The sequence below is a fragment of the Flavobacterium cerinum genome (assembly GCF_024496085.1).
GTDB lineage: Bacteria > Bacteroidota > Bacteroidia > Flavobacteriales > Flavobacteriaceae > Flavobacterium > Flavobacterium cerinum_A.
Map to the genome: position 1 here is coordinate 627,970 of NZ_CP101751.1, position 21,013 is coordinate 648,982.

Below are 21,013 nucleotides of genomic sequence, written 5' to 3' on the forward strand. Positions count from 1 at the left end.
CCAGAAAAAATGTAATTTTATAGTTACTAAAAACAGCTCCGATGAACTTTTATGATATTGCTATCTTACGGTTGTCTAATCAATGGTTAGAGAAAAGTCCGGCCGCTACAATTCCGGAAATTGTATCCCATATGGGAGCGATACAAGCACAGGATTTTGCAATGTCTAAATGGGCTTTAGGCATTCGAAAACCAGAAGCTACAGAAAGCTCCGTTGAAGCAGCCATTGATTCCGGTTCCATTATCCGCACTCACATATTACGTCCGACCTGGCATATCATACCCGCTTCCGATATTTACTGGATGCTGGATTTATCTGCTAAAAGGATTAAAGGTAGTTCCAATGGCCGTTTAAAAGAACTGGAATTAACTCCGGAAGTACTTTCCCGTTGTTATGCTTTATTAGAAAAAACACTTCTCGGAAATAATCATCAAACGCGAGATGAACTCGTATCGTTGTTTGAACAGCATAACATTGCCAACTATGACAATCGGGTTTCTCATATTTTAGTTCAGGCGGAACAAGACGGTCTTATTTGTAGCGGCAAAATCAAACAGGGAAAAACCACTTATGCTTTACTCCCGGAATGGGTTCCGCAAAAAAAGAGCTTTTCAAAAGAAGAAGCACTGGAGAAACTAGCCCGGACTTATTTTTTCAGTCATGGTCCGGCAACTTTACCGGATTTTCAGTGGTGGTCCGGTTTATCATTATCAGAAGTCAGAAAAGCACTCGAACTGGTTAAACCGGATTTACTATCAGAAGTTATCGGGACTGAAACCTATTGGTTTTTTAACAACAATAGTGTTCCGATAATTAAAGAAAGTCTTCATTTATTACCTGCTTTTGATGAATTTATCATCAGCTATAAAGATCGAAGTGCTACCCTTACATTGGATCATCATAAAAAAGCCATTACGAAAAACGGCATTTTTCATCCGGTTATACTCCATAACGGAATTGCCGTAGGAATATGGAAACGTTTGATTAAAAAACAAACCGTTATGGTCGACATTTATCCTTTTAGCACCTTTACCGAATCCTTAAAAGAACCTTTAGAAAACAAAATACGTCAATTCGGCGTTTTTTTAAATAAAGAAACTACTATTCAATATCACTCATGAAACAAAACATAGCACATATTACGCTTTTGGTAAACGATTATGATGAAACCATTGCTTTTTATACCCAACAACTTCAATTTTCGATATTGGAAAACATTCATGGCGAAGACGGAAGACGATGGGTCACACTTGCTCCGAAAGGCAATCCTGGTAGCGCCTTAGCTTTGATAAAAGCGGAAACTCCGGCACAAAAAGAGAGAGTCGGAAATCAAACCGGAGGCGGTGTTTCCTTTTTTCTGAACACCGATAATATCGAACGCGATCTGAATCATTTCAGACAACAGCAGGTAACGATTACAAGAGAAATTGTAGATGAACCCTGGGGAAAAGTAGCCATTTTCGCCGATCTGTACGGCAATCTTTGGGACTTAATCGAATCCGCATGAAAACAACAAACTATTACAACACGTTTATAGCCGTTGCCGAGGATTGCCCGGTAACACAAGCGGAAGTTCCATCTTTACACGGTGCGGCAAAATCGGCTGTAAATCTGCAATTCGAAACCATCATCGAAAATCCGTATCAGTACACTTCCGATGATATACTATTCCTTGTTCATGCACTCAAAAATCACATCCCAAAATCGGATCACGAAAGGGAACTCTTTTTTTCAAAGAGTCAGGCTTGTTTGCGTTGCTCTCCGCTTTCAAAACGCTATGGTTGGGGTACACATCATAATTCCGATGGTAAAGTCGCTCTTTATGCCATCGCATCGGAAGACTATCAAAAACTAGTAAATGATCCGTCGCTAACACAGGTAAAAGCAATGCGATCCAAACGGAAATAATTCGTTTTACTCTTTTATTTTAACCGGATAGTATCCGGTTTTTTTATTCTACCCCTTTACACATCACTGCAATTTCCGCTATTTTATCACAAATTTTTTGTTTTGTATTTTTTTAAAAAAATCATAACAAACATTTAATTATTTTATATATTTGGTACATATTTAACTATTTTTAACTTGTAATTACAATTAAAAATAGTACTATTTGCACCAAAAAGAGTCCTGATCATTTTTTACAAGCCTCATAATTTTACGCATTTGTTTTCAAGGTATTACAGCATTCCACATACTTTTTCAAGTCGAATTTTAACACCAAAAACAATAAATTATGAAAAAAAGCTTACTCCTACTGTCCGCTTTGCTCGCTTCATTTGCAGCAATGGCACAGGTTCCGGAAACCAGCAGCCCGGACGACCCACCAAGTTACACCCAACCTCAGGAAAACCAGACGCCGGTGTATGAGTTAAACCCGACGCAATTAAGTCCTGAAATTCAGGAATACCTCCACGGTCGTGTGGAAGGTTTTTCGGCCTATCGTTTTGATTATGCCGCCCTAAACGATTACCTGCTCAAAAATCCGTATGCGCTGGAATTTATTCTGAAATCCGATGCCGGTACAACCAAGTTCACAATGCAACGCCACGACATGCGCGCCCTCGATTATACCGAAGGGATTACTCATGAAGGTGGTGAAAGTCAGATTACATTCCAGCGTACTGCCGAAACCGACCTCAACTATAATGTTCCGACGATAAAAGGGATTGCCGATAATAATCCGACCATCCTGACACGTCTGGCCGTTTTTAACGACAATCTTGTCGGCATAAAATGGAATACCGAAGGCAACGAAGTTTTGTATTATACGTCACTTCAGGATTTTATCAAGCTAAACGGCGACGATTTTGTAACCGATGAAAATCCGTTATTGGTTTTTAATCTCAGCAATATCATCAGTACGCAAAACTCGCGTTGTGTGCAGATACAAGATGCGCTTCAACAAACCTCAACAGGGCAAAAAGGTTATTTTAACGAGTGTACTCCTCGATTTCTAACTATAGCTGCTGAAGGCGATAAACCCTGGTGCGATCAGAACGGTAGTAATTCGGCTTCCAATATCCTGCAAAGTTTGTTTTTAGTAGAATGTGTTTACACCCATTATTTCAACATCTCCTTTATCGTAAAACACATCAATCTGTTACCGAATAACGGTTCACTGTACAACACCAATAACGCATCCGATTTACTGTATAAATTCCGGGACAACTGGAATGCCAACCATACCAATAAAGATCGCGATCTGGCTTTATTGTTTACCGGAAGGCGACCGGATAGCGGAACCGTAGGTATTGCCTTCACCAATTCTCTTTGTAACACCAATTGGGCCTATGCCGTTATTGGTAAAGACCCGACACGAACACGTATTATTTCGCACGAAATAGGTCATATTTTTGGCTCCCTTCACGATGATGAACACTACGGATCGGCTCCTTGTACCGGAAGCAACATCCCGATTATGTGTATGTATACGTCTTCACATACACCGCTGTACTTTAGTCCGCATACCCGAAGCATCATCCTGAATTCGATTAACAGTCATGCGTATTGCTTAAACGACTATGCCAATGTTAACAATGCCAACGAAATGGTAAAATCCTGGACCAATAACCGAAACCTGAAATGGATCGCAACCTGGTATATGCAGTTAGGTGATTATATGCTGACCGGAAATTTTGACGGCGAAAATAACGACGAGGAAATTTTCTTCGCCAATCCGGATCGAAACTGGGTCGGAATTATGGATTTCTCCTGCGATCAGGGAACCGACTGGTATCATCTTTGGGGTAATGGCGGAAACCGTACGTTCGGATGCTGGTACCGCAATTATGGCGATCGTTATTATTCGGGTGACTTTGACGGTGACGGAAAAGATGAAATTTTATCGCGAACCGATACCGGAAGTTGGGCGCAAATCAAAGAATATCTTCCGGCAACCTGGTCATGGAAAGAACGCTGGAGCAATAACGGAAATAATACCCCTATTGCTTATTGGTATATGGGACCACAGGATACACTTATTGTCGGTGATTTCGATGGTGACGGAAAAGACGAATTACTGTGTGTCAATCCAAACGGATGGTCGCATCTGGTTAAATTCAATTCCACAGGCGGCGGATGGTATACACCGCAAACCATTTGGAGCAACAATGGTTCCGGATGGATCGGTGGCTTACAGATTTCACAGATTCAGCGCTACTTAAAAGGAAAAATGCGGACCACTACCCGTGATGAGTTATATGCTTTTGTATCCAATTCGTCCAGTAGTTTCTCGGCTATTATGCGTTTCACCGGAAGTGGATGGACGCTAACCGGCGGACAAGGATTAGGAACCAGTTTTACCACAACCAATGTAACTCCTGCTCATTCGAGTTATAAAATGATGACCGGTAATCTGGACAATGACGGTTATAGCGAATATCTGGCGATAAGTAACAACTGGATCGGTAGTTATGATTATAGTAACGGCGGACCGGGCATGTCTTTTAACTGGAGTAACGGCGGTAGTTCGTTTTATAGCGACTGGTATCTGAATCAACCTTCCCGACAATTTCTGGTAAAAGCAGCTCCAACAGCTCCGGATCAGATTTTTAATATCCAATATATTAAACGCAGCTCCGGATGGTGGTTTTGGTATAGAGAATGGTATGAAGCCAATCTGGCAGCAATGTACCGCAGGGAATTACCAACTAAAAACATGAAAGAAGCCGAACCGATACTGAATTTCGAAAAACCATCGGCAATTTCTGTAAACGACAATATGTTGATCTATCCGAATCCGACGAACGACCTTCTAAATATCGACTTTAACAATCTGGAAGTAAAACAGGCTTATGTTGAAATTGTTGATATTACCGGAAAAATCGTAGTAGAACAACCGTTAACCGGACAAAACAATTCGCTGTCCTTACAGCAATTATCCGGCGGCATGTATATTATCCGAATTCATTCGGAAAACCAACCGTTAATTACACAGAAGATTGTGGTTAATAAAAAATAAACGCATTAATTAGGGCGAACCCTAAAATAAAAAAGCCCCGATTATATCGGGGCTTACTTTTTTACCAGATTTTAACTCTGTCTTCCGGTTTTACATATAATTTATCACTTGGTTTAATGTCGAATGCTTCATAGAAAGCGTCCACATTTTGTAGCGGCACATAAGCACGGTACATTCCCGGTGAATGCGGATCCGTTTTAACTTGATTTTTAACCGCTTCATCTCTCATTTTCGAACGCCAGATTGTCGCCCATGAAATAAAGAAACGTTGTTCCGGTGTGAATCCGTCGATTAAGCCCGGATTTCCGTTTTTCTTAAGGAACAATTGCAATCCGTCATAAGCAGCATTTACACCACCTAAGTCTCCGATGTTTTCTCCCAACGTAAATTTACCGTCAACAAAAGTACCCGGTAGCGGTTCTAAAGCGCTATATTGAGCAGCCAAAGCACCTCCTAAACCGGTGAATTGTTTTAAATCTTCATCTGTCCACCAGTTTACTAAGTTTCCGTCCGCATTATAGCGCGCTCCGGAATCATCGAATCCGTGTGAAATTTCGTGACCGATTACAGCACCGATACCACCATAGTTAACCGCTTCATCTGCTTTATAATCGTAAAACGGCGGTTGTAAGATGGCAGCCGGGAATACGATTTCGTTGTATGAAGGATTAAAATAAGCATTTACCGTTTGCGGTGACATTCCCCAACGGGTTTTGTCCACCGGTTTTTTCAAATCGTCTATGTTTTCCTGGAATCCCCAACGCGCAACATTTTTCATGTTTTCGTAGTACGCACCACCGTTAGCCGGTCCGGTGATTTCCAATTTGGAATAATCTTTCCATTTATCTGGGTAACCGATTTTTACAGTCGACTTTCTTAGTTTCGCAATCGCGCCCTGTTTGGTTGCCGGTGTCATCCACGGTAAACGATTGATACGGTTTTCGAAGGCAAGAAATACGTTTTCGATCATCGCTTTGGCTTTCGCTTTAGCTTCAGCCGGGAATTTTTCAGCAACATATAATTTACCTAATGCTTCACCTACAGTTCCGTTTACTACTTGTAAAGCTCTTTCTTCTCTCGGACGTTGTTTAATCGCTCCCTGAAGTGTTTTACTATAGAAATCCCAGTTTGCGTTTTCAATATCGGTTGTCAAAACACCTGTTGATTTGTTGATCAATGTCCAACGTAAATACGCTTTCCAACTTTCTACATCACCTTGTTTGAAGATGTCTTCTAAAGCGGTCATATAACGCGGTTGAGAAACCACCAACGAATCCAGATTTTGCACACCCAAACCATCAAAATAGTTTTTCCAGTTTACCGATGGTGTTAATTTTTGTAAATCCGCTACACGCATCGGGTTGTATGTTTTTCTTCTGTCGCGACGCTCCACACGATCCAGTCTCGGTTTAGCCATAGCCGTTTCCAATGCCAGTACTTTTGCTGCATCGTCTTTAGCCTGAGTTGGTCCTTCTCCTAAAAACTGTAACATTCGGGCTACGTGAGCCACATATTTTTCTCTTTTTTCTTTTGAATCGGCATCATCCGAAATATAATAGTCACGATCCGGTAATCCAAGACTTCCCAAACCAACGTATACTACATTTCTATTACTGTTTTTCGCATCGGCTCCGATTCCCATTCCATAAAAACCTAAACCGCCTTCTGATTCGGCTTCCAGTAAAAGGGTATTCAGATCCTGTACGTTTTTAACCGCATTGATTTTAGCCAAAGCCGGTTTGATCGGGTCAATTCCACGTTTGTTACGTGCAATCGTGTCCATAAACGTTTTATATACGTTTACTGCTTTAGCCTGATCGGATTTCGGATCCAGGTTTTTATCCGCTGCCGCTTTCTTTAAAATAGCCAAAGCATCTTTATCGGTATTCTGACGTAATTCGTCAAAACTTCCCCAACGGGTTTTATCACTTGGGATTTCGGTTTTGTCAAACCAGGTTCCGTTTACATAACGGAAGAAATCATCACCCGGTTTTACCGATTTATCCATATAACTCAGGTTAATCCCCGGATGCGTAGCTTGTTTTTCAGCAGTTGCTGTCGTTTGTCCTGATTTACAAGAAAAAAGAACTAACGAAGCTGTTGCGCCAAGCAATACACCTTTATTCATTTTTATTTCCATATTGTTAAGTTTGGTTGCTATTTGTGTTTCGGATAACAAAAATAACAATTCAGAGCCGAATTGATTTTTTTATTTGTTAAAATTAAACCGCGTGTGATTTAGGCAATATTTAACCGCCTAATAGCGAACTTCTTTTTACTTTTGCAAAAAATTATATCATGCTTAGCTTTTTCAAAAAATACCGGTTGTTTTTTATTGTCCTTTTTGTTCTTTCTGCTATCATTATTACGCTTTTTTACAACGCACTCACCCCTAAAAAACACTTACCGATCTATACGCCTTCGATGGTTAATCCAGAATTAGTAGACACTACTATACAACATGTGGCCAATCATCATAAAATTGCCGACTTTGCTTTTCTCAATCAAAACGGAAAAATGATCACGCAAAAGGATTATGAAGGAAAAATTTATGTAGCCGATTTCTTTTTCACCACTTGTCCGACTATTTGTCCAATTATGACGACCAATATGGTATGGCTTCAGGACAAAATCAAAAACAATCCTAAAGTGATGTTGCTTTCACATTCGGTTACACCGGATATTGACAGTGTACCGGTGTTAAAAAAATATGCGCTGGACAAAGGTGTTATTGACAGCAAATGGAATCTGGTTACCGGAGACAAAAAAGACATCTACTACATCGCCCGTAAATCATACCTGGCTGTAAAAACCGGAAAACCGGAGGAATTATATGACATGGTTCATACAGAAAATTTTGTTTTGGTTGATTCCAAACGTCGCGTTCGCGGATTTTACGATGGTACAAAAATAGAAGATGTACAGCGTTTACTGGAGGATATCAACTGGTTGTCTGCTCAGGAAAAATAAATTCTTCTTCCTGCTTCGTGGATTCATAAAAAAATGTGAAAGTCGGTTTTAACATGGCGTATCCGTTTTAAATGTTTACTTTTGTAGTTCTATTTTAATTCAATCTAAATAAGGTGAAAATTACGTTAGCGCAAATAAAAAAAGGGCAAAAAGCATTGATTAACGACTTCGATGTTGACGTTATCCCACTTAAATTACTGGAAATGGGGTGCCTTCCGGGCAACACTGTAGAACTATTACAAGTAGCTCCATTAGGCGATCCGCTTTATATTAATGTTAATGACAGCCATGTAGCGATTCGCCTTGAAACCGCCAGACAAATTGAGGTTGAGATTATAAAGGAATAAGTTCATGAGTACAAGCACGTTAAAAGTAGCCTTAATAGGTAATCCAAACACAGGAAAAACATCCGTTTTCAATCAACTAACCGGTCTGAATCAGAAAGTAGGGAACTACCCGGGTATTACTGTCGACAAAAAACAAGGAGTCTCTAAATTATCCCCATCGGTAAAAGCAACTATTCTTGATTTACCGGGAACCTATAGTTTAAATGCGAGTTCACTTGATGAAAATGTCGTTATTGAATTGTTGATGAACAAAAACGACAAGGATTTTCCGGATGTTGCGGTTGTGGTTACCGAAGTGGAAAACTTAAAACGTAATTTACTCCTGTTTACTCAGATTAAAGATCTGGAAATCCCGACCATTCTAGTGATCAATATGTCCGACCGAATGGAACATAAAGGGATTACGCTAGACATTCCGTATTTGGAGAAGGAACTGAAAACCAAAATTGCATTGGTGAGTTCCCGTAAAAAAACCGGTATTGAAAACCTGAAAAATCTTATTATTAATTATAAGGAGCTTTCAACAGAACCTTGTTTGAATGCTTCCGGTATTGATGCGGATTATTTTAATAGTCTTCGACATGCTTTCCCAAATCAGCTTTTATACAAATTATGGCTGGTGATTACACAAGATGTCAACTTCGGAAACCTGCATCGCAATGAAGTTTCGATTCAATCCTTTGTTAAATCGGATGCCGATCTGAAACGATTACAACAAAAAGAAACAATAAAACGATATCAGTTTATCAACGATGTTCTTAAAGTTGGTTATACAGTAAACCAGAAAGAAGCAAAAGACATTCGCGCCCGACTGGATCGTGTTTTAACGCATAAATTTTTCGGTTATATTATCTTTTTCGGCATATTATTACTGATTTTTCAGTCGATCTTTAGCTGGTCGAGTATCCCGATGGATTTTATCGATGAGAGTTTTGCTTCGCTTAGCGCTTATGCCGCAGAAAATTTACCGCCCGGATTATTAACCGATCTGATTTCTGAAGGGATTATCCCGGGTCTTGGCGGTATCATCATTTTTATTCCGCAAATCGCATTCCTGTTCCTGTTCATCTCCATATTGGAGGAAAGCGGTTATATGAGTCGGGTTGTATTCCTGATGGACAAAATTATGCGTCGTTTCGGATTAAGCGGAAAAAGCGTCGTGCCGTTGATTTCCGGTACCGCCTGTGCCATCCCGGCAATTATGGCTGCCCGTAATATTGAAAACTGGAAAGAACGTTTGATTACCATATTAGTGACCCCATTTACCACTTGTTCTGCCCGTTTACCGGTATATGCCATCCTTATTTCGTTGATCATTCCGGAAAAACATATATTGGGAGTCTTTAATTTACAAGGATTAACTTTAATGACCTTATATCTGTTAGGTTTTGGTATGGCGATTTTATCGGCTTATATTCTAAACAAAATCCTGAAAGTAAAAGGGAAATCGTATTTCGTAATTGAAATGCCGGGTTATAAAGTGCCGTTATTTAAAAACGTAGCATTAAACGTTATCGAAAAAACCAAAGCCTTTGTTTTTGGAGCCGGTAAAATTATCCTGTCACTGTCTGTTATTTTGTGGTTCCTGGGTTCACATGGTCCGGGTACTAATTTTAAAAATGCCGAGCAGATTATCGAACAGGAATTGGTTCAAAATAAAATCAGCGGTGAAAAAGAAGATTTGGTTGCTTCGTATAAATTAGAAAACTCCTATATCGGAATAATCGGAAAATCGATCGAACCGGTGATTCGTCCATTGGGATATGACTGGAAAATCGGTATCGCTGTGGTGACTTCCTTTGCCGCTCGTGAAGTTTTTGTAGGAACACTGGCAACGATTTACAGTGTAGGAAGTCATTCTGAAGAAGAAACTACCATTAAAAACCGTATGAATGCTGAGATTAACCCGATTACCGGTCAGAAAGTGTTTAACTTCGCTTCCGGTGTATCGCTCTTATTATTCTATGCTTTTGCCATGCAGTGTATTTCAACATTGGCCATCACCAAAAAGGAAACCAATTCCTGGAAATGGCCGGCAATTCAGTTGGTTTTTATGAGTGGGTTTGCCTATATCGTTTCACTTGTAGCGTATCAAATTTTACAATAATATGATCGATTTTCAGCAAATAGCCGTTTATGTAATCCTCGCTGCTGCGGTCTTATTCTTAATCCGAAAGTATTTCTGGAAAAAGAAAAAGAAAAATTGCGGTGGCCCGGATTGTGGTTGTAGTTAATGGTCTTTTACCACTAATAACGGAATCTTTATTTTATGACGAACGGCATCAACTGTGGTTCCGAACAACAAGTCTTTAAACCAATTGTGCCCGTGAGCTCCTAAAACCAGAATGTCAAAATCATTTTCATTGACTACTTTGGCGATACTCTTTTTCGGACTTCCGAAATCCAATATACTGCTCACCTGATACCCTTTGGCTTCTAACACTTTTTTGTATTCTTCAAGGTAATAATGGTCACTTGTTGTTTCATAGTCATGTGTTTCATTTCCATGAACCATAGCTCCTACTGTTTCAACAACGTGAATAATGGTATAATGCGCCGTTTTCCCACCTAATTGTAACGCACTGGCAATGCTTTTCTGATCGGTTTTTGAAAAATCCAATGCAATCGCAATTCTGGAATATACGATAGGTTTATCCGATTCACTCACCACAATCTCATTGATATGCGGCACCAGTTTCGGAATCGTTCTACTTTTTTCGATAAACGGTTTTACAATGATATAGAGTAGTAAAAAAGTCGCAAGTATAGCGATTGGCACTACAAACAACCAAATATAAAGCGGATGTTCCGATGTTGTAATCCAGGTACTAATTTCATCAAAAACCAGTTTTGCATTTAAAGCGACAATAATCAAGGCAACAAACCAGGACGCAATTTTGGTCCGTTTACCAATTGCAAAGCCCTGCATTTTTGTATTATCACTCACAAAATGGATTAGCGGTATAATAGCAAATCCCAATTGTAAACTCAGAACGACCTGACTTAATAAGAGTAATTTCCCGGTTGCTTCTTCTCCGAAATAAATAATCGCAATTAAAGCCGGTACAATAGCAATCAAACGGGTTATAATTCGGCGTACCCATGGCTGAATACGTAAATTCAGGTAACCTTCCATTACAATCTGCCCCGCAAGTGTTCCGGTTATTGTCGAACTTTGACCTGCCGCGATTAGTGCCAATGCAAATAAAACCGAAGCCCAATGGGTTCCCAATAACGGTTCCAGCAAACGATGCGCATCTTGTATTTCGGCAACTTCATGCATTCCGTTTGTATAAAAGGCGGCAGCGGCCAAAATTAAAATAGCCGCATTGACAAAAAAGGCCATATTGAGTGCCAATAAAGAATCAAAGAAATTATACCGAATCGCTTGTCGGATTCCTTTTTCACTTCGGTCAAATTTCCGGGTTTGTACCAATGAGGAATGCAAATAGAGATTATGCGGCATAACCGTCGCTCCGATAATTCCGATCGCAATATACAATGCTGTACTATCCGGTATGGATGGGATCAATCCTTTTGCAATTTCGGTAACATCGGGTTTGGCCAGAAATAATTCAACCAAAAATGACAGTCCGATAATTGCGATTAATGCAATAATAAAGGCTTCCATTTTCCGAATACCTTTATTCAGTAAAAACAACAATAGAAAGGTATCCAGCATGGTAATACTCACTCCCCAAAGCAACGGAATATCAAATAACAACTGTAATCCGATTGCCATCCCGAGTACCTCAGCAAGATCGCAAGCTGCAATAGCTATCTCTGCCAAAATATACAACACCATATTTACCGGACGTGAATAAGTATCGCGGGATGCCTGTGCCAAATCCCGTTGGCGAACAATTCCCAATCGCGCACTAAGACTCTGTAATAACAAAGCCATAATGTTGGACATCAGTAATACCCAAATCAGTTTATAGCCGAACTGACTTCCTCCGGCAATATCCGTAGCCCAATTTCCCGGATCCATATAACCGACACTGACCATATAGGCCGGACCGAAAAAGGCCAGAATTTTTTTCCATACTGAAGTATTTTGTACTATCGCAACCGATTCGTGTACTTCTTCCAGTGAATTTGTTGTTTTACGCGTCATAATCAAGGAGCTAATTTCACAAAAAGATTATTCGCAATCTTATTGGAAATAATCATTTCTTTTCCTTCTACAATAATTGTAAGTGACATATCAAAAGTTTCTTTTCCGACAATTTCAATTTTAGAACCCAATGCGATTTGTTGCTTATCGAGGTATTGCAGAAAAGAAGAGGACGAATCTTTGACACCGACACAGATTCCTTTTTGCCCGGTTTCAAGATCCGATAACAATTGTTTATCAATTTTTTTAATTTCACCTTTCGCATTCGGAATCGGATCACCATGCGGATCCTCTGTCGGAAATCCTAAATAAGCATCCAGTTTATTAATCAGTTTTTCCGATTTAATATGTTCCAGTTCTTCCGCTACATCATGTACCTCATCCCATGTAAAATCTAGCTTTTCCACTAGAAATACTTCCCATAAACGGTGTTTTCGCACAATCATTTTAGCCGCTAGCAATCCTTTCTCCGTTAAGGTTACCCCTTGATATTTCTGATACAATACCAATTCTTTTTCCGCCAGCTTTTTGACCATATCGGTAACCGATGAAGCTTTACTTTCGATCATTCCGGCTATAGCATTCGTATTAACACCTCGCGGAGAGACAACGGATAAATGATATATAACTTTTAAATAGTTTTCTTCTGAATGCGTCATGGGGATAATTTTTACGTTTTCAAAAATACAAATTTTTTTGATTCAAAAATTATTTTTAGTTTTGTCTAAATTTTAATTTAAATCAAATCAAAAATAATATTGTGAGAAATCTAATTTTACTCTTTTTTACCTGCCTGTTAACGGGTTATACTGTTTCGGCTCAAACGACCGTAAAGGGAAAAGTCGCTACCGATGGTCTGCCGTTACAATATGCTAATGTTGTTATCGGAAAACTTCAAAAAGGAAGTGCGACCGATGCCGACGGAAATTTTAGTATCGAAAATGTTGCTCCCGGCACTTATGAAATCCAGGTTACCTTTACCGGTTTCCGTTCTCAGAAAAAAAATATTACAATTGGTGACACGACAACACTTGTGGTTAATTTCGATTTAAAAGAAAATCAATCATTGGATGAAGTCGTTGTTACCGGTACACTGAAAGCGGTGAACAGACTCGAAAGCCCTGTTCCCGTTGAAGTGTACAAGCCTACTTTTTTTAAAAAGAATCCAACTTCCAACATCTTTGAAGCTTTACAAAACGTAAACGGAGTACGCCCGCAATTAAACTGTAATGTGTGTAATACCGGCGATATCCATATTAACGGACTGGAAGGTCCTTATACTCTGGTTTTGATTGACGGAATGCCGATTGTAAGCGGCTTATCAACTGTTTATGGATTATCGGGGATTCCAAATTCTTTGCTTGAACGTGTTGAAATCGTTAAAGGTCCGGCTTCGTCCTTATACGGAAGTGAGGCCGTTGGCGGATTAATTAACATTATCACCAAAAGCCCGAAAACGGCTCCGGTATTTTCAGCAGATGCTTTCGGAACCAGTTGGGGCGAATTCAATGCCGATCTGGGTTTTAAATCGAATATCGGAAAATCGGTATCTTTTTTAACCGGTGTAAATTATTTCAACTATAGCAATCCGATCGATAAAAACAATGATAATTTCACCGATGTAACACTACAAGATCGGGTTTCTGTTTTCCAAAAATGGAATTTTAACCGAAAAAGCAACAAACTGTTTTCTATAGCCGGGCGATATTTTTATGAAGATCGTTGGGGCGGTGAAATGCAATGGGAGAAGAAATACCGTGGCGGTGATCAAGTTTACGGCGAGAGTATTTATACCAAACGATGGGAATTAATCGGCGCCTATGAATTACCGATAGCTGAAAAAATGCTTTTTTCATTTTCTTATACGGACCACGATCAGAATTCCGTATATGGTAATTCTCCTTTTATGGCTGTACAGCGAATCGGTTTCGGACAGTTGACCTGGGATAAAAAAATTAAAAATCACGATTTATTATTCGGTACGGCATTGCGTTATCAATTGTACAACGACAATACTCCGGCAACCAATACCGCCGATGAAACCTGGATTCCGAGTCTTTTTGTACAGGATGAGATCTCTTTTGCAAAAAAACACAGTATTCTCTTAGGAGCGCGTTACGATTATAACAGCAATCACGGTTCTATTTTTACGCCCCGTTTTGCTTACAAATGGAAAGTAAACGACAATAATATTATTCGTTTAAATGCCGGAACCGGTTTCCGTATTGTAAATCTGTTTACCGAAGAACACGCAGCTCTTACCGGCTCGCGTGAAGTAATTGTCGTAGGCGATTTAAAACCGGAGCGTTCCTATAATGTCAATTTGAATTATTTGAAGAAATTCTATAGTCAAAACGGGAACTTTATCGGTATTGAAACCAGTGCATGGTATACTTATTTTACCAATTCGATTATTCCGGATTATGACACCAACCCGAATCAGATCATATACAAAAATCTTGACGGACATGCTATTACCAAAGGGATCAGCGCCAATATCGACATGGTTTTTAATAACGGTATAAAAGTCATTTTAGGCGCGACATATATGGATGTAAACAAAACCGAAAACGGCGTTACCACTCGTCAGATGCTAACAGAACGTTTTTCGGGAACCTGGGCGGTTTCATATCGGATTCCGAAACTTTTCCTGGATATTGATTATACCGGAAATTTGTACGGTCCGATGCGATTACCATTGCTTGGTCCATTGGATCCGCGTAAAGAATATTCTCCTACCTGGAGCATTCAAAATATTCAGTTAACTTTTAACAAACTGAAAAATTTCGAAATTTATGGTGGTGTAAAAAACTTGTTGAACTGGACTCCAAATAAAGGAAACCCTTTTATTATTGCCCGGGCAAACGATCCTTTTGACCAAAATGTACAACATGACAATAACGGAAATGTAATCGCAACGCCCGATAATCCCTATGCATTGACTTTTGATCCAAGTTATGTTTATGGTCCGAATCAAGGCATTCGCGGATTTTTAGGATTGCGCTATACTTTAAAATAATGAAAAAAGTCGTCTTGTTTTTAGTGTTCTTCTTTTGGGTGATTCCTCCGGGATTTGCCCAATTGAAAACCTATACCTTTGAAGAAGCCGAGCTACTTTCCAAACAACATCCGAAACCATATTTTGTTTTTGTCCACACATCCTGGTGCAAATATTGTAAGATGATGGAGAAAACAACTTTTCAAAATCCGGAAGTCATTTCCATCTTAAACGACAATTTTTATTTTATTTCGTTTGATGCCGAAAATCAAAATCCGGTTCGATTTCGGGAACACACTTTTTATTTTCATCCTACAGGAACCAACACCGGTTACCATGAACTGGCCTATCAACTCGCTATGGTGAACGGTCAACTCTCATTTCCGACAATCACGTTACTAAACCCGGAAACGGAAATCCTTTATCAACACGTTAATTTCCTTAACGTTAAATCTTTAAAAGTTATACTATCTCAAGTGATGAGAAATTAAATTTCTATACTTATTTAACCCAGAAGTTCATTTTTCGATACAAAGTGTCGGAAAAATATTTTTTTATTTTCTTTTTCCAAAAATTACATTTCTTATAATTATTGCGCTTTAAATTTCATAACCCGACATTAATTTCAAATCAAAAACTATGTATACATCAAATAAATGTTAAAAAAAATACAATACAACAACCCAAACCCGGATTAAATATTTCATCAAAAAAATCAAACAAATTGATTTTCAGCACTATAAAAATACATTCACATTCCCTTTTTTAATTTTTCTGAAAACTATACATTTGCATTACTTTTATTAAGTCTAAATAATACAATAATGCGTTTTTTATCATTTCTACTCCTTTCTCTTTTTTTCAGTCTGACCACACTAGCACAAAACGGTTCATTAAAAGGGACTATTACCGATGAAAATAACAATCTGGTAGCTCATGCAAGCGTTATTATCGCAGAGTCAAATCAGACAACAATTACCGATGCTTCCGGAAATTATGAATTTTCAAATCTGGTTTACGGAAAATACACTCTTAAAGTAACCAGTCTTTCATACAAGACTGAATCTGTTGTCATTACTATTGACAAACCGAATACCTCAGTAAATTTCAAATTAAAAGTAAACGAACAGATGCTGGACGAAGTAGAAGTATTCGGTAAAAGAAACAAACAGCCGGAAAAACTTCAGGCCTTAACACGTTTACCTTTAAAGCCAAGTGAGCAAATACAGAGTATCTCTATCATTTCGTCCAAACTGATCGAGCAGCAAGGTAACCTTACCATTTCGGATGCTACTAAAAATGTACCGGGTGTTTATACTTTTGCTACTTACGGAAACAAACGTGAAAGTATGTCTTCCCGTGGATTCAGAGGTATTCCGATTTTAAAAAACGGTGTGCGGGTTAATTCGGATTTCCGCGGTGTCGGAATTTTAACGGATGCCAGCGGAATCGACAATATCCAGGTTTTAAAAGGAACGGCTGCCATTACTCAGGGTGTTGCTACCGACATCGGAAGCCCCGGAGGTGTAATTAATATTGTAACCAAAACCCCTAAGTTTCAATCCGGTGGAGAAGTATCACTACGTGGCGGTAGCTGGGGATTATTCCGTCCTACTTTCGATGTGTACGGCCCAATAGACGATAACGAGAAAATCGCTTTCCGTGTAAATGGTGCCTACGAAAGAAGCGATAGCTACAGAAGTATGATTTCCAGTGAACGACTTTATTTTAATCCGTCATTACAATGGAAAGCCAACGATAAAACCACGATTACCGTAGAGATGGATTATCTGGACGATAGCCGGACTCCGGATTTAGGAACCGTTAATCTGGCCGGAAATGATGTAAATGCTATCTACGATTTACCGCATGATAAATTTTTAGGCTTTAAATCGGACCGTGTTTCGACTAAAAATGCAACCTATACGATTCGTGTAGACCGAAAATTAAACGATACTTTCTCATTGCGCGCGGCTTATTTTAAATCGGATCTCGCTCTTGACGATACCGGAGCAAGCCTGTCGCAACTGGCTTCAAGCTTTAACGAGCGCAAACGTTCGATCAGCAATAGCACGCGAAAAGATGTAAACGATGTATTGCAATTGGATTTAATCGGACAGGATGTACAAACCGGTTTTGTAAAACATACTTTTCAGGCCGGTATGGATTATTCCAGTAGTAACGTTTCGACAACCAATTCCAAATCGGTTGTAATTGACACTATTAATGTTTTCGGATCTATCCCTAATAATTATCCGACACCAAATAATGCCTTACCATTTGGTAGTTCCGAGGATTCCAAAACAAGAGCAATGGGCTTATTGGTTCAGGATATGATGACGTGGAATAAATGGTTAAAAACATTTGTCGGATTGCGTTACAGCAGTGTAGAAATCACTAAATCAAGTGTCGTGGGAACACAACGCAATGATGCCTGGAACCCTTTGGCCGGTGTAATTGTTTCTCCTACGCAAAATATTAACCTTTTCGGTTCCTATACAAACAGTTCTAATCCAAGAAGCGCCACTTTATTAAGTAAGGATGGAGAAGAATTGGGTAACGAAAGATGGGATCAGTTTGAAGCCGGTTTTAAAACCACCTGGATTAACGACCGACTGCGTTTTAACCTGACTTTATTTAAAATTAACAACAGAGATATGAACCTTCCGGTTTACGATGAAAACTGGGTAGCTACCGGCTATTATCAAAAAGGAGGTAATGACGAGCGTAAGGGGATTGAAGTGGAATTATCCGGTAGAATTCTGGAAAATCTTGAAGTGATTACCGGTTATTCGTATATCGATGCGCAATACAAAGAACATACAGCTTATGTGTATAACTCGTCGCCGTTAAATACACCGAAACATACTTTTAATGCCTGGGCTAATTATACGTTTACCGGTACTTTAAAAGGGTTATCGTTAGGTGCCGGAGCATATTATACCGGAAAAAGACCAATGAACGACTGGTCGGCAGGAGCCGTAACTCACGAAGGAATTGTTCCCGGTCAAAAACCTTTCGACATTGATGCGTATATGAATGTGAATGTTCAGGCTGCCTACAAATTTGATCAGCATTGGGGAGTTCGTTTGTTTATTAACAACATCTTTAATGAGATCGGATATAATGCCTACCGTACCTCTTTTATTAATCAAACCGATCCGAGAAATATTTCCGGTATGCTTACGTACCGTTTTTAATTCTGAAACCTTATAACAAAGACCCCGAAAAAGGGTCTTTTTTTATTGATACCGGAATCGGGATACAATAACAAATCTTTATGAATCTGACAATTCTCAGATAGGATAAAACTTTGTAACTTTGTACACTAAACATCATAAAAAGAATTGTTATGTATCCAGAAGAAATGGTAAAACCAATGCGCGCTGAATTATCAGACGTTGGTTTTCAGGAATTATATAGTGCCGAAGAAGTAGAAAACGCCCTTTCAAAAGAAGGAACTACTTTAGTGGTTGTAAACTCGGTTTGTGGTTGTGCTGCAAGAAATGCACGTCCGGGAGCTCGAATGAGTCTTGATAACGGTAAAAAACCGGATCAGTTAATTACGGTTTTCGCCGGAGTAGATAAAGATGCAGTTGATGCTGCCCGTCAACACATGTTCCCGTTCCCTCCTTCATCGCCAAGTATGGCTTTGTTTAAAAACGGAGAATTGGTTCATATGTTAGAGCGTCATCATATTGAGGGTCGTCCTGCTGAAATGATTGCGGACAATCTGAAAGATGCTTATAACGAATACTGTTAATTTTGTTTTACAAAATAATGAAAACCACGTTAAAACGTGGTTTTTTTATTTATTGATTTCTGTATCTTTGCGCCAAATATCCACATAATGCAAAAAATAGTTTCTTATCCGTTATCCGTTATTTACTACCTGTTTTTCGGATTATGTTTAGTGATTTTTCACCCTATACAATGGATCTGCCTAAACGTTTTCGGTTATCAGGCTCATAAAAAAAGTGTGGATTATCTGAATTTTTTACTAACCAAGTGTACTAATCTTCTCGGAACAACCTATACATTCGAACACAAAGACCGAATTCCGCAAAATGTTCCGGTAATTTTCGTAGCCAATCATCAGAGTATGTACGACATTATAGGTATTATATGGTACTTACGTCGTTCCCATCCGAAGTTTGTCAGTAAAAAAGAATTAGGAAAAGGAATTCCCAGTGTTTCATACAATTTAAGACATGGCGGTTCCGTTCTTATAGACAGAAAAGATCCGAAACAAGCATTGCCAACCATCAAAGGTTTGGCTGATTATATTGAAAAATACAATCGTTCAGCTGTAATTTTCCCGGAAGGCACCCGAAGCAAAACCGGTGCTCCGAAAAAATTCTCCGAAAACGGTTTGAAAATTTTGTGCAAATATGCCCCATCGGCTTATATTGTTCCGATATCCATTAACAATTCCTGGAAAATGGCTCGTTACGGACTTTTCCCGGTTGGACTGGGTAATAATTTAAAATTCACTATTCACGAACCCTTTGCAGTGAAAGACTATTCCTTTACGGAAATTATGGAAAAGACAGAAAATGCAGTGGTACAGGGAATAAAATACTAAGATTATGTCAATAAAAAACGTACGTCTGGAAGTAATGCAGTTTCTGGAAAAAAACATCGACCATTTTGTCGAGCAATATCTGTTGCCAATAGAAAAAATCTGGCAACCGACAGATTTACTGCCGAATTCCGAACAAGAAACATTTCTTGAAGACGTTAAAGAATTAAGAGAAATCGCAAAAGACCTGCCTTATGATTTTTGGGTAGTTCTTGTAGGCGACACCATTACTGAAGAAGCACTTCCTACTTATGAATCCTGGTTAATGGATGTAGAAGGCGTATCACAACACCCGGACAACGGATGGTCGAAATGGATTCGTCAATGGACCGGTGAAGAAAATCGTCACGGGGATTTATTAAACAAATACCTTTATCTTTCCGGACGTGTTAACATGCGCGAGGTAGAAATTACGACACAACATTTAATCACCGATGGTTTCGACCCGGGAACCGATCGCGATCCGTACAAAAACTTTGTATTTACCAGTTTTCAGGAATTAGCAACTTATGTATCGCATAATCGTGTGGCACAAATTGCTAAAAAATTCGGAGACCACAAACTTTCTAAAATCTGTAAAATGATTGCCGGAGACGAAATGCGTCATCACCATGCTTATAGTGAATTCGTAAATCGTATTTTTAAAGTGGATCCAAGCGAAATGATGCTGGCATTTCATTATATGATGAAACAAAAGATTACCATGCCGGCAAATCTTATCCGTGAATCCGGAGAGAAAATCGGAACGGCTTTCGAACAGTTCTCGGAATCGGCACAACGTATCGGTGTTTACACTTCCATGGATTATGTGGACATCCTTCAGAAACTGATTCAAAAATGGGAAATTGAAAAAATTACCGGTTTAACGGATGAAGCGGAAAAAGCCCGTGATTATTTAATCAAATTACCGGCTCGAATGACTCGTATTGCTGAAAGGATGACTGTCTCTCAGGAATCTCATATTTTTAAATGGGTACAACCGGCTCTAATAAAATAATATTGAAACTTTATCAAAAATCCTTTCGTAACCGGAAGG

At 39.2% G+C, this 21,013-nt stretch carries 17 protein-coding genes; 14 read left to right on the plus strand and 3 right to left on the minus strand.

The window, feature by feature from the left end:
* Nucleotides 1-41: 41 nt before the first annotated feature.
* From NOX80_RS02800 to NOX80_RS02815, 4 genes are all read left to right on the plus strand, one after another.
* Nucleotides 42-1,121, plus strand: coding sequence for a winged helix DNA-binding domain-containing protein (locus NOX80_RS02800; RefSeq protein ID WP_256551819.1), 1,080 nt, complete (start codon nt 42-44; stop codon nt 1,119-1,121).
* Nucleotides 1,118-1,507, plus strand: a complete 390-nt coding sequence (locus tag NOX80_RS02805) for a VOC family protein (RefSeq protein WP_256551820.1) — start codon at nt 1,118-1,120, stop codon at nt 1,505-1,507. The genes NOX80_RS02800 and NOX80_RS02805 overlap by 4 nt, the downstream gene beginning before the upstream one ends.
* Complete coding sequence (locus tag NOX80_RS02810) at nt 1,504-1,908, plus strand: DUF6157 family protein (RefSeq protein WP_256551821.1); 405 nt, start codon at nt 1,504-1,506, stop codon at nt 1,906-1,908. The genes NOX80_RS02805 and NOX80_RS02810 overlap by 4 nt, the downstream gene beginning before the upstream one ends.
* A 328-nt stretch (nt 1,909-2,236) precedes the next feature.
* Nucleotides 2,237-4,963: a T9SS type A sorting domain-containing protein gene (locus tag NOX80_RS02815; protein WP_256551822.1), complete on the plus strand. Its 2,727-nt coding sequence runs from the start codon at nt 2,237-2,239 to the stop codon at nt 4,961-4,963.
* 61 nt (nt 4,964-5,024) lie between these two features.
* Here NOX80_RS02815 and NOX80_RS02820 read toward each other — a convergent pair whose 3' ends face one another.
* Nucleotides 5,025-7,091, minus strand: a complete 2,067-nt coding sequence (locus NOX80_RS02820) for a M13 family metallopeptidase (protein ID WP_256553056.1) — start codon at nt 7,089-7,091, stop codon at nt 5,025-5,027.
* A 170-nt stretch (nt 7,092-7,261) separates the two neighbouring features.
* Here NOX80_RS02820 and NOX80_RS02825 point away from each other — a divergent pair, with 170 nt between their 5' ends.
* From NOX80_RS02825 to NOX80_RS02840, 4 genes are all read left to right on the plus strand, one after another.
* Complete coding sequence (locus NOX80_RS02825; RefSeq protein WP_256551823.1) at nt 7,262-7,933, plus strand: SCO family protein; 672 nt, start codon at nt 7,262-7,264, stop codon at nt 7,931-7,933.
* Between the two features lie 113 nt (nt 7,934-8,046).
* Nucleotides 8,047-8,280 carry a FeoA family protein gene (locus NOX80_RS02830; protein ID WP_256551824.1) on the plus strand — a complete coding sequence of 78 codons (234 nt, stop codon included), beginning with the start codon at nt 8,047-8,049 and terminating at the stop codon, nt 8,278-8,280.
* A gap of 4 nt (nt 8,281-8,284) precedes the next feature.
* A complete protein-coding gene (gene feoB, locus NOX80_RS02835) occupies nt 8,285-10,387 on the plus strand; it encodes a ferrous iron transport protein B (RefSeq protein ID WP_256551825.1) in 2,103 nt (700 codons plus the stop codon).
* 1 nt (nt 10,388) lies between these two features.
* Nucleotides 10,389-10,514 (plus strand): FeoB-associated Cys-rich membrane protein, encoded by a 126-nt coding sequence (locus tag NOX80_RS02840; protein ID WP_136403505.1) that lies wholly within the window; start codon nt 10,389-10,391, stop codon nt 10,512-10,514.
* Here NOX80_RS02840 and NOX80_RS02845 read toward each other — a convergent pair.
* Nucleotides 10,511-12,397, minus strand: coding sequence for an Nramp family divalent metal transporter (locus tag NOX80_RS02845; RefSeq protein WP_256551826.1), 1,887 nt, complete (start codon nt 12,395-12,397; stop codon nt 10,511-10,513). The genes NOX80_RS02840 and NOX80_RS02845 overlap by 4 nt on opposite strands.
* A gap of 2 nt (nt 12,398-12,399) precedes the next feature.
* A complete protein-coding gene (locus NOX80_RS02850) occupies nt 12,400-13,056 on the minus strand; it encodes a metal-dependent transcriptional regulator (protein ID WP_256551827.1) in 657 nt (218 codons plus the stop codon).
* Between the two features lie 101 nt (nt 13,057-13,157).
* Between NOX80_RS02850 and NOX80_RS02855 the strand changes: the two genes are divergently transcribed.
* The 6 genes from NOX80_RS02855 to NOX80_RS02880 all read left to right on the plus strand — a co-directional run bounded on the left by NOX80_RS02855 (nt 13,158) and on the right by NOX80_RS02880 (nt 20,974).
* A complete protein-coding gene (locus tag NOX80_RS02855) occupies nt 13,158-15,416 on the plus strand; it encodes a TonB-dependent receptor (protein WP_256551828.1) in 2,259 nt (752 codons plus the stop codon).
* On the plus strand, nt 15,416-15,886 hold the full coding sequence (locus NOX80_RS02860) for a thioredoxin family protein (RefSeq protein ID WP_256551829.1): 471 nt from the start codon (nt 15,416-15,418) through the stop codon (nt 15,884-15,886). The genes NOX80_RS02855 and NOX80_RS02860 overlap by 1 nt, the downstream gene beginning before the upstream one ends.
* Nucleotides 15,887-16,219: 333 nt before the next feature.
* A complete protein-coding gene (locus NOX80_RS02865; RefSeq protein ID WP_256551830.1) occupies nt 16,220-18,595 on the plus strand; it encodes a TonB-dependent receptor in 2,376 nt (791 codons plus the stop codon).
* A 152-nt stretch (nt 18,596-18,747) separates the two neighbouring features.
* Nucleotides 18,748-19,158: a BrxA/BrxB family bacilliredoxin gene (locus NOX80_RS02870; protein ID WP_256551832.1), complete on the plus strand. Its 411-nt coding sequence runs from the start codon at nt 18,748-18,750 to the stop codon at nt 19,156-19,158.
* An 87-nt stretch (nt 19,159-19,245) separates the two neighbouring features.
* Complete coding sequence (locus NOX80_RS02875) at nt 19,246-19,980, plus strand: lysophospholipid acyltransferase family protein (protein WP_256551833.1); 735 nt, start codon at nt 19,246-19,248, stop codon at nt 19,978-19,980.
* A gap of 4 nt (nt 19,981-19,984) precedes the next feature.
* Complete coding sequence (locus NOX80_RS02880; RefSeq protein WP_256551834.1) at nt 19,985-20,974, plus strand: acyl-ACP desaturase; 990 nt, start codon at nt 19,985-19,987, stop codon at nt 20,972-20,974.
* Nucleotides 20,975-21,013: the final 39 nt, after the last annotated feature.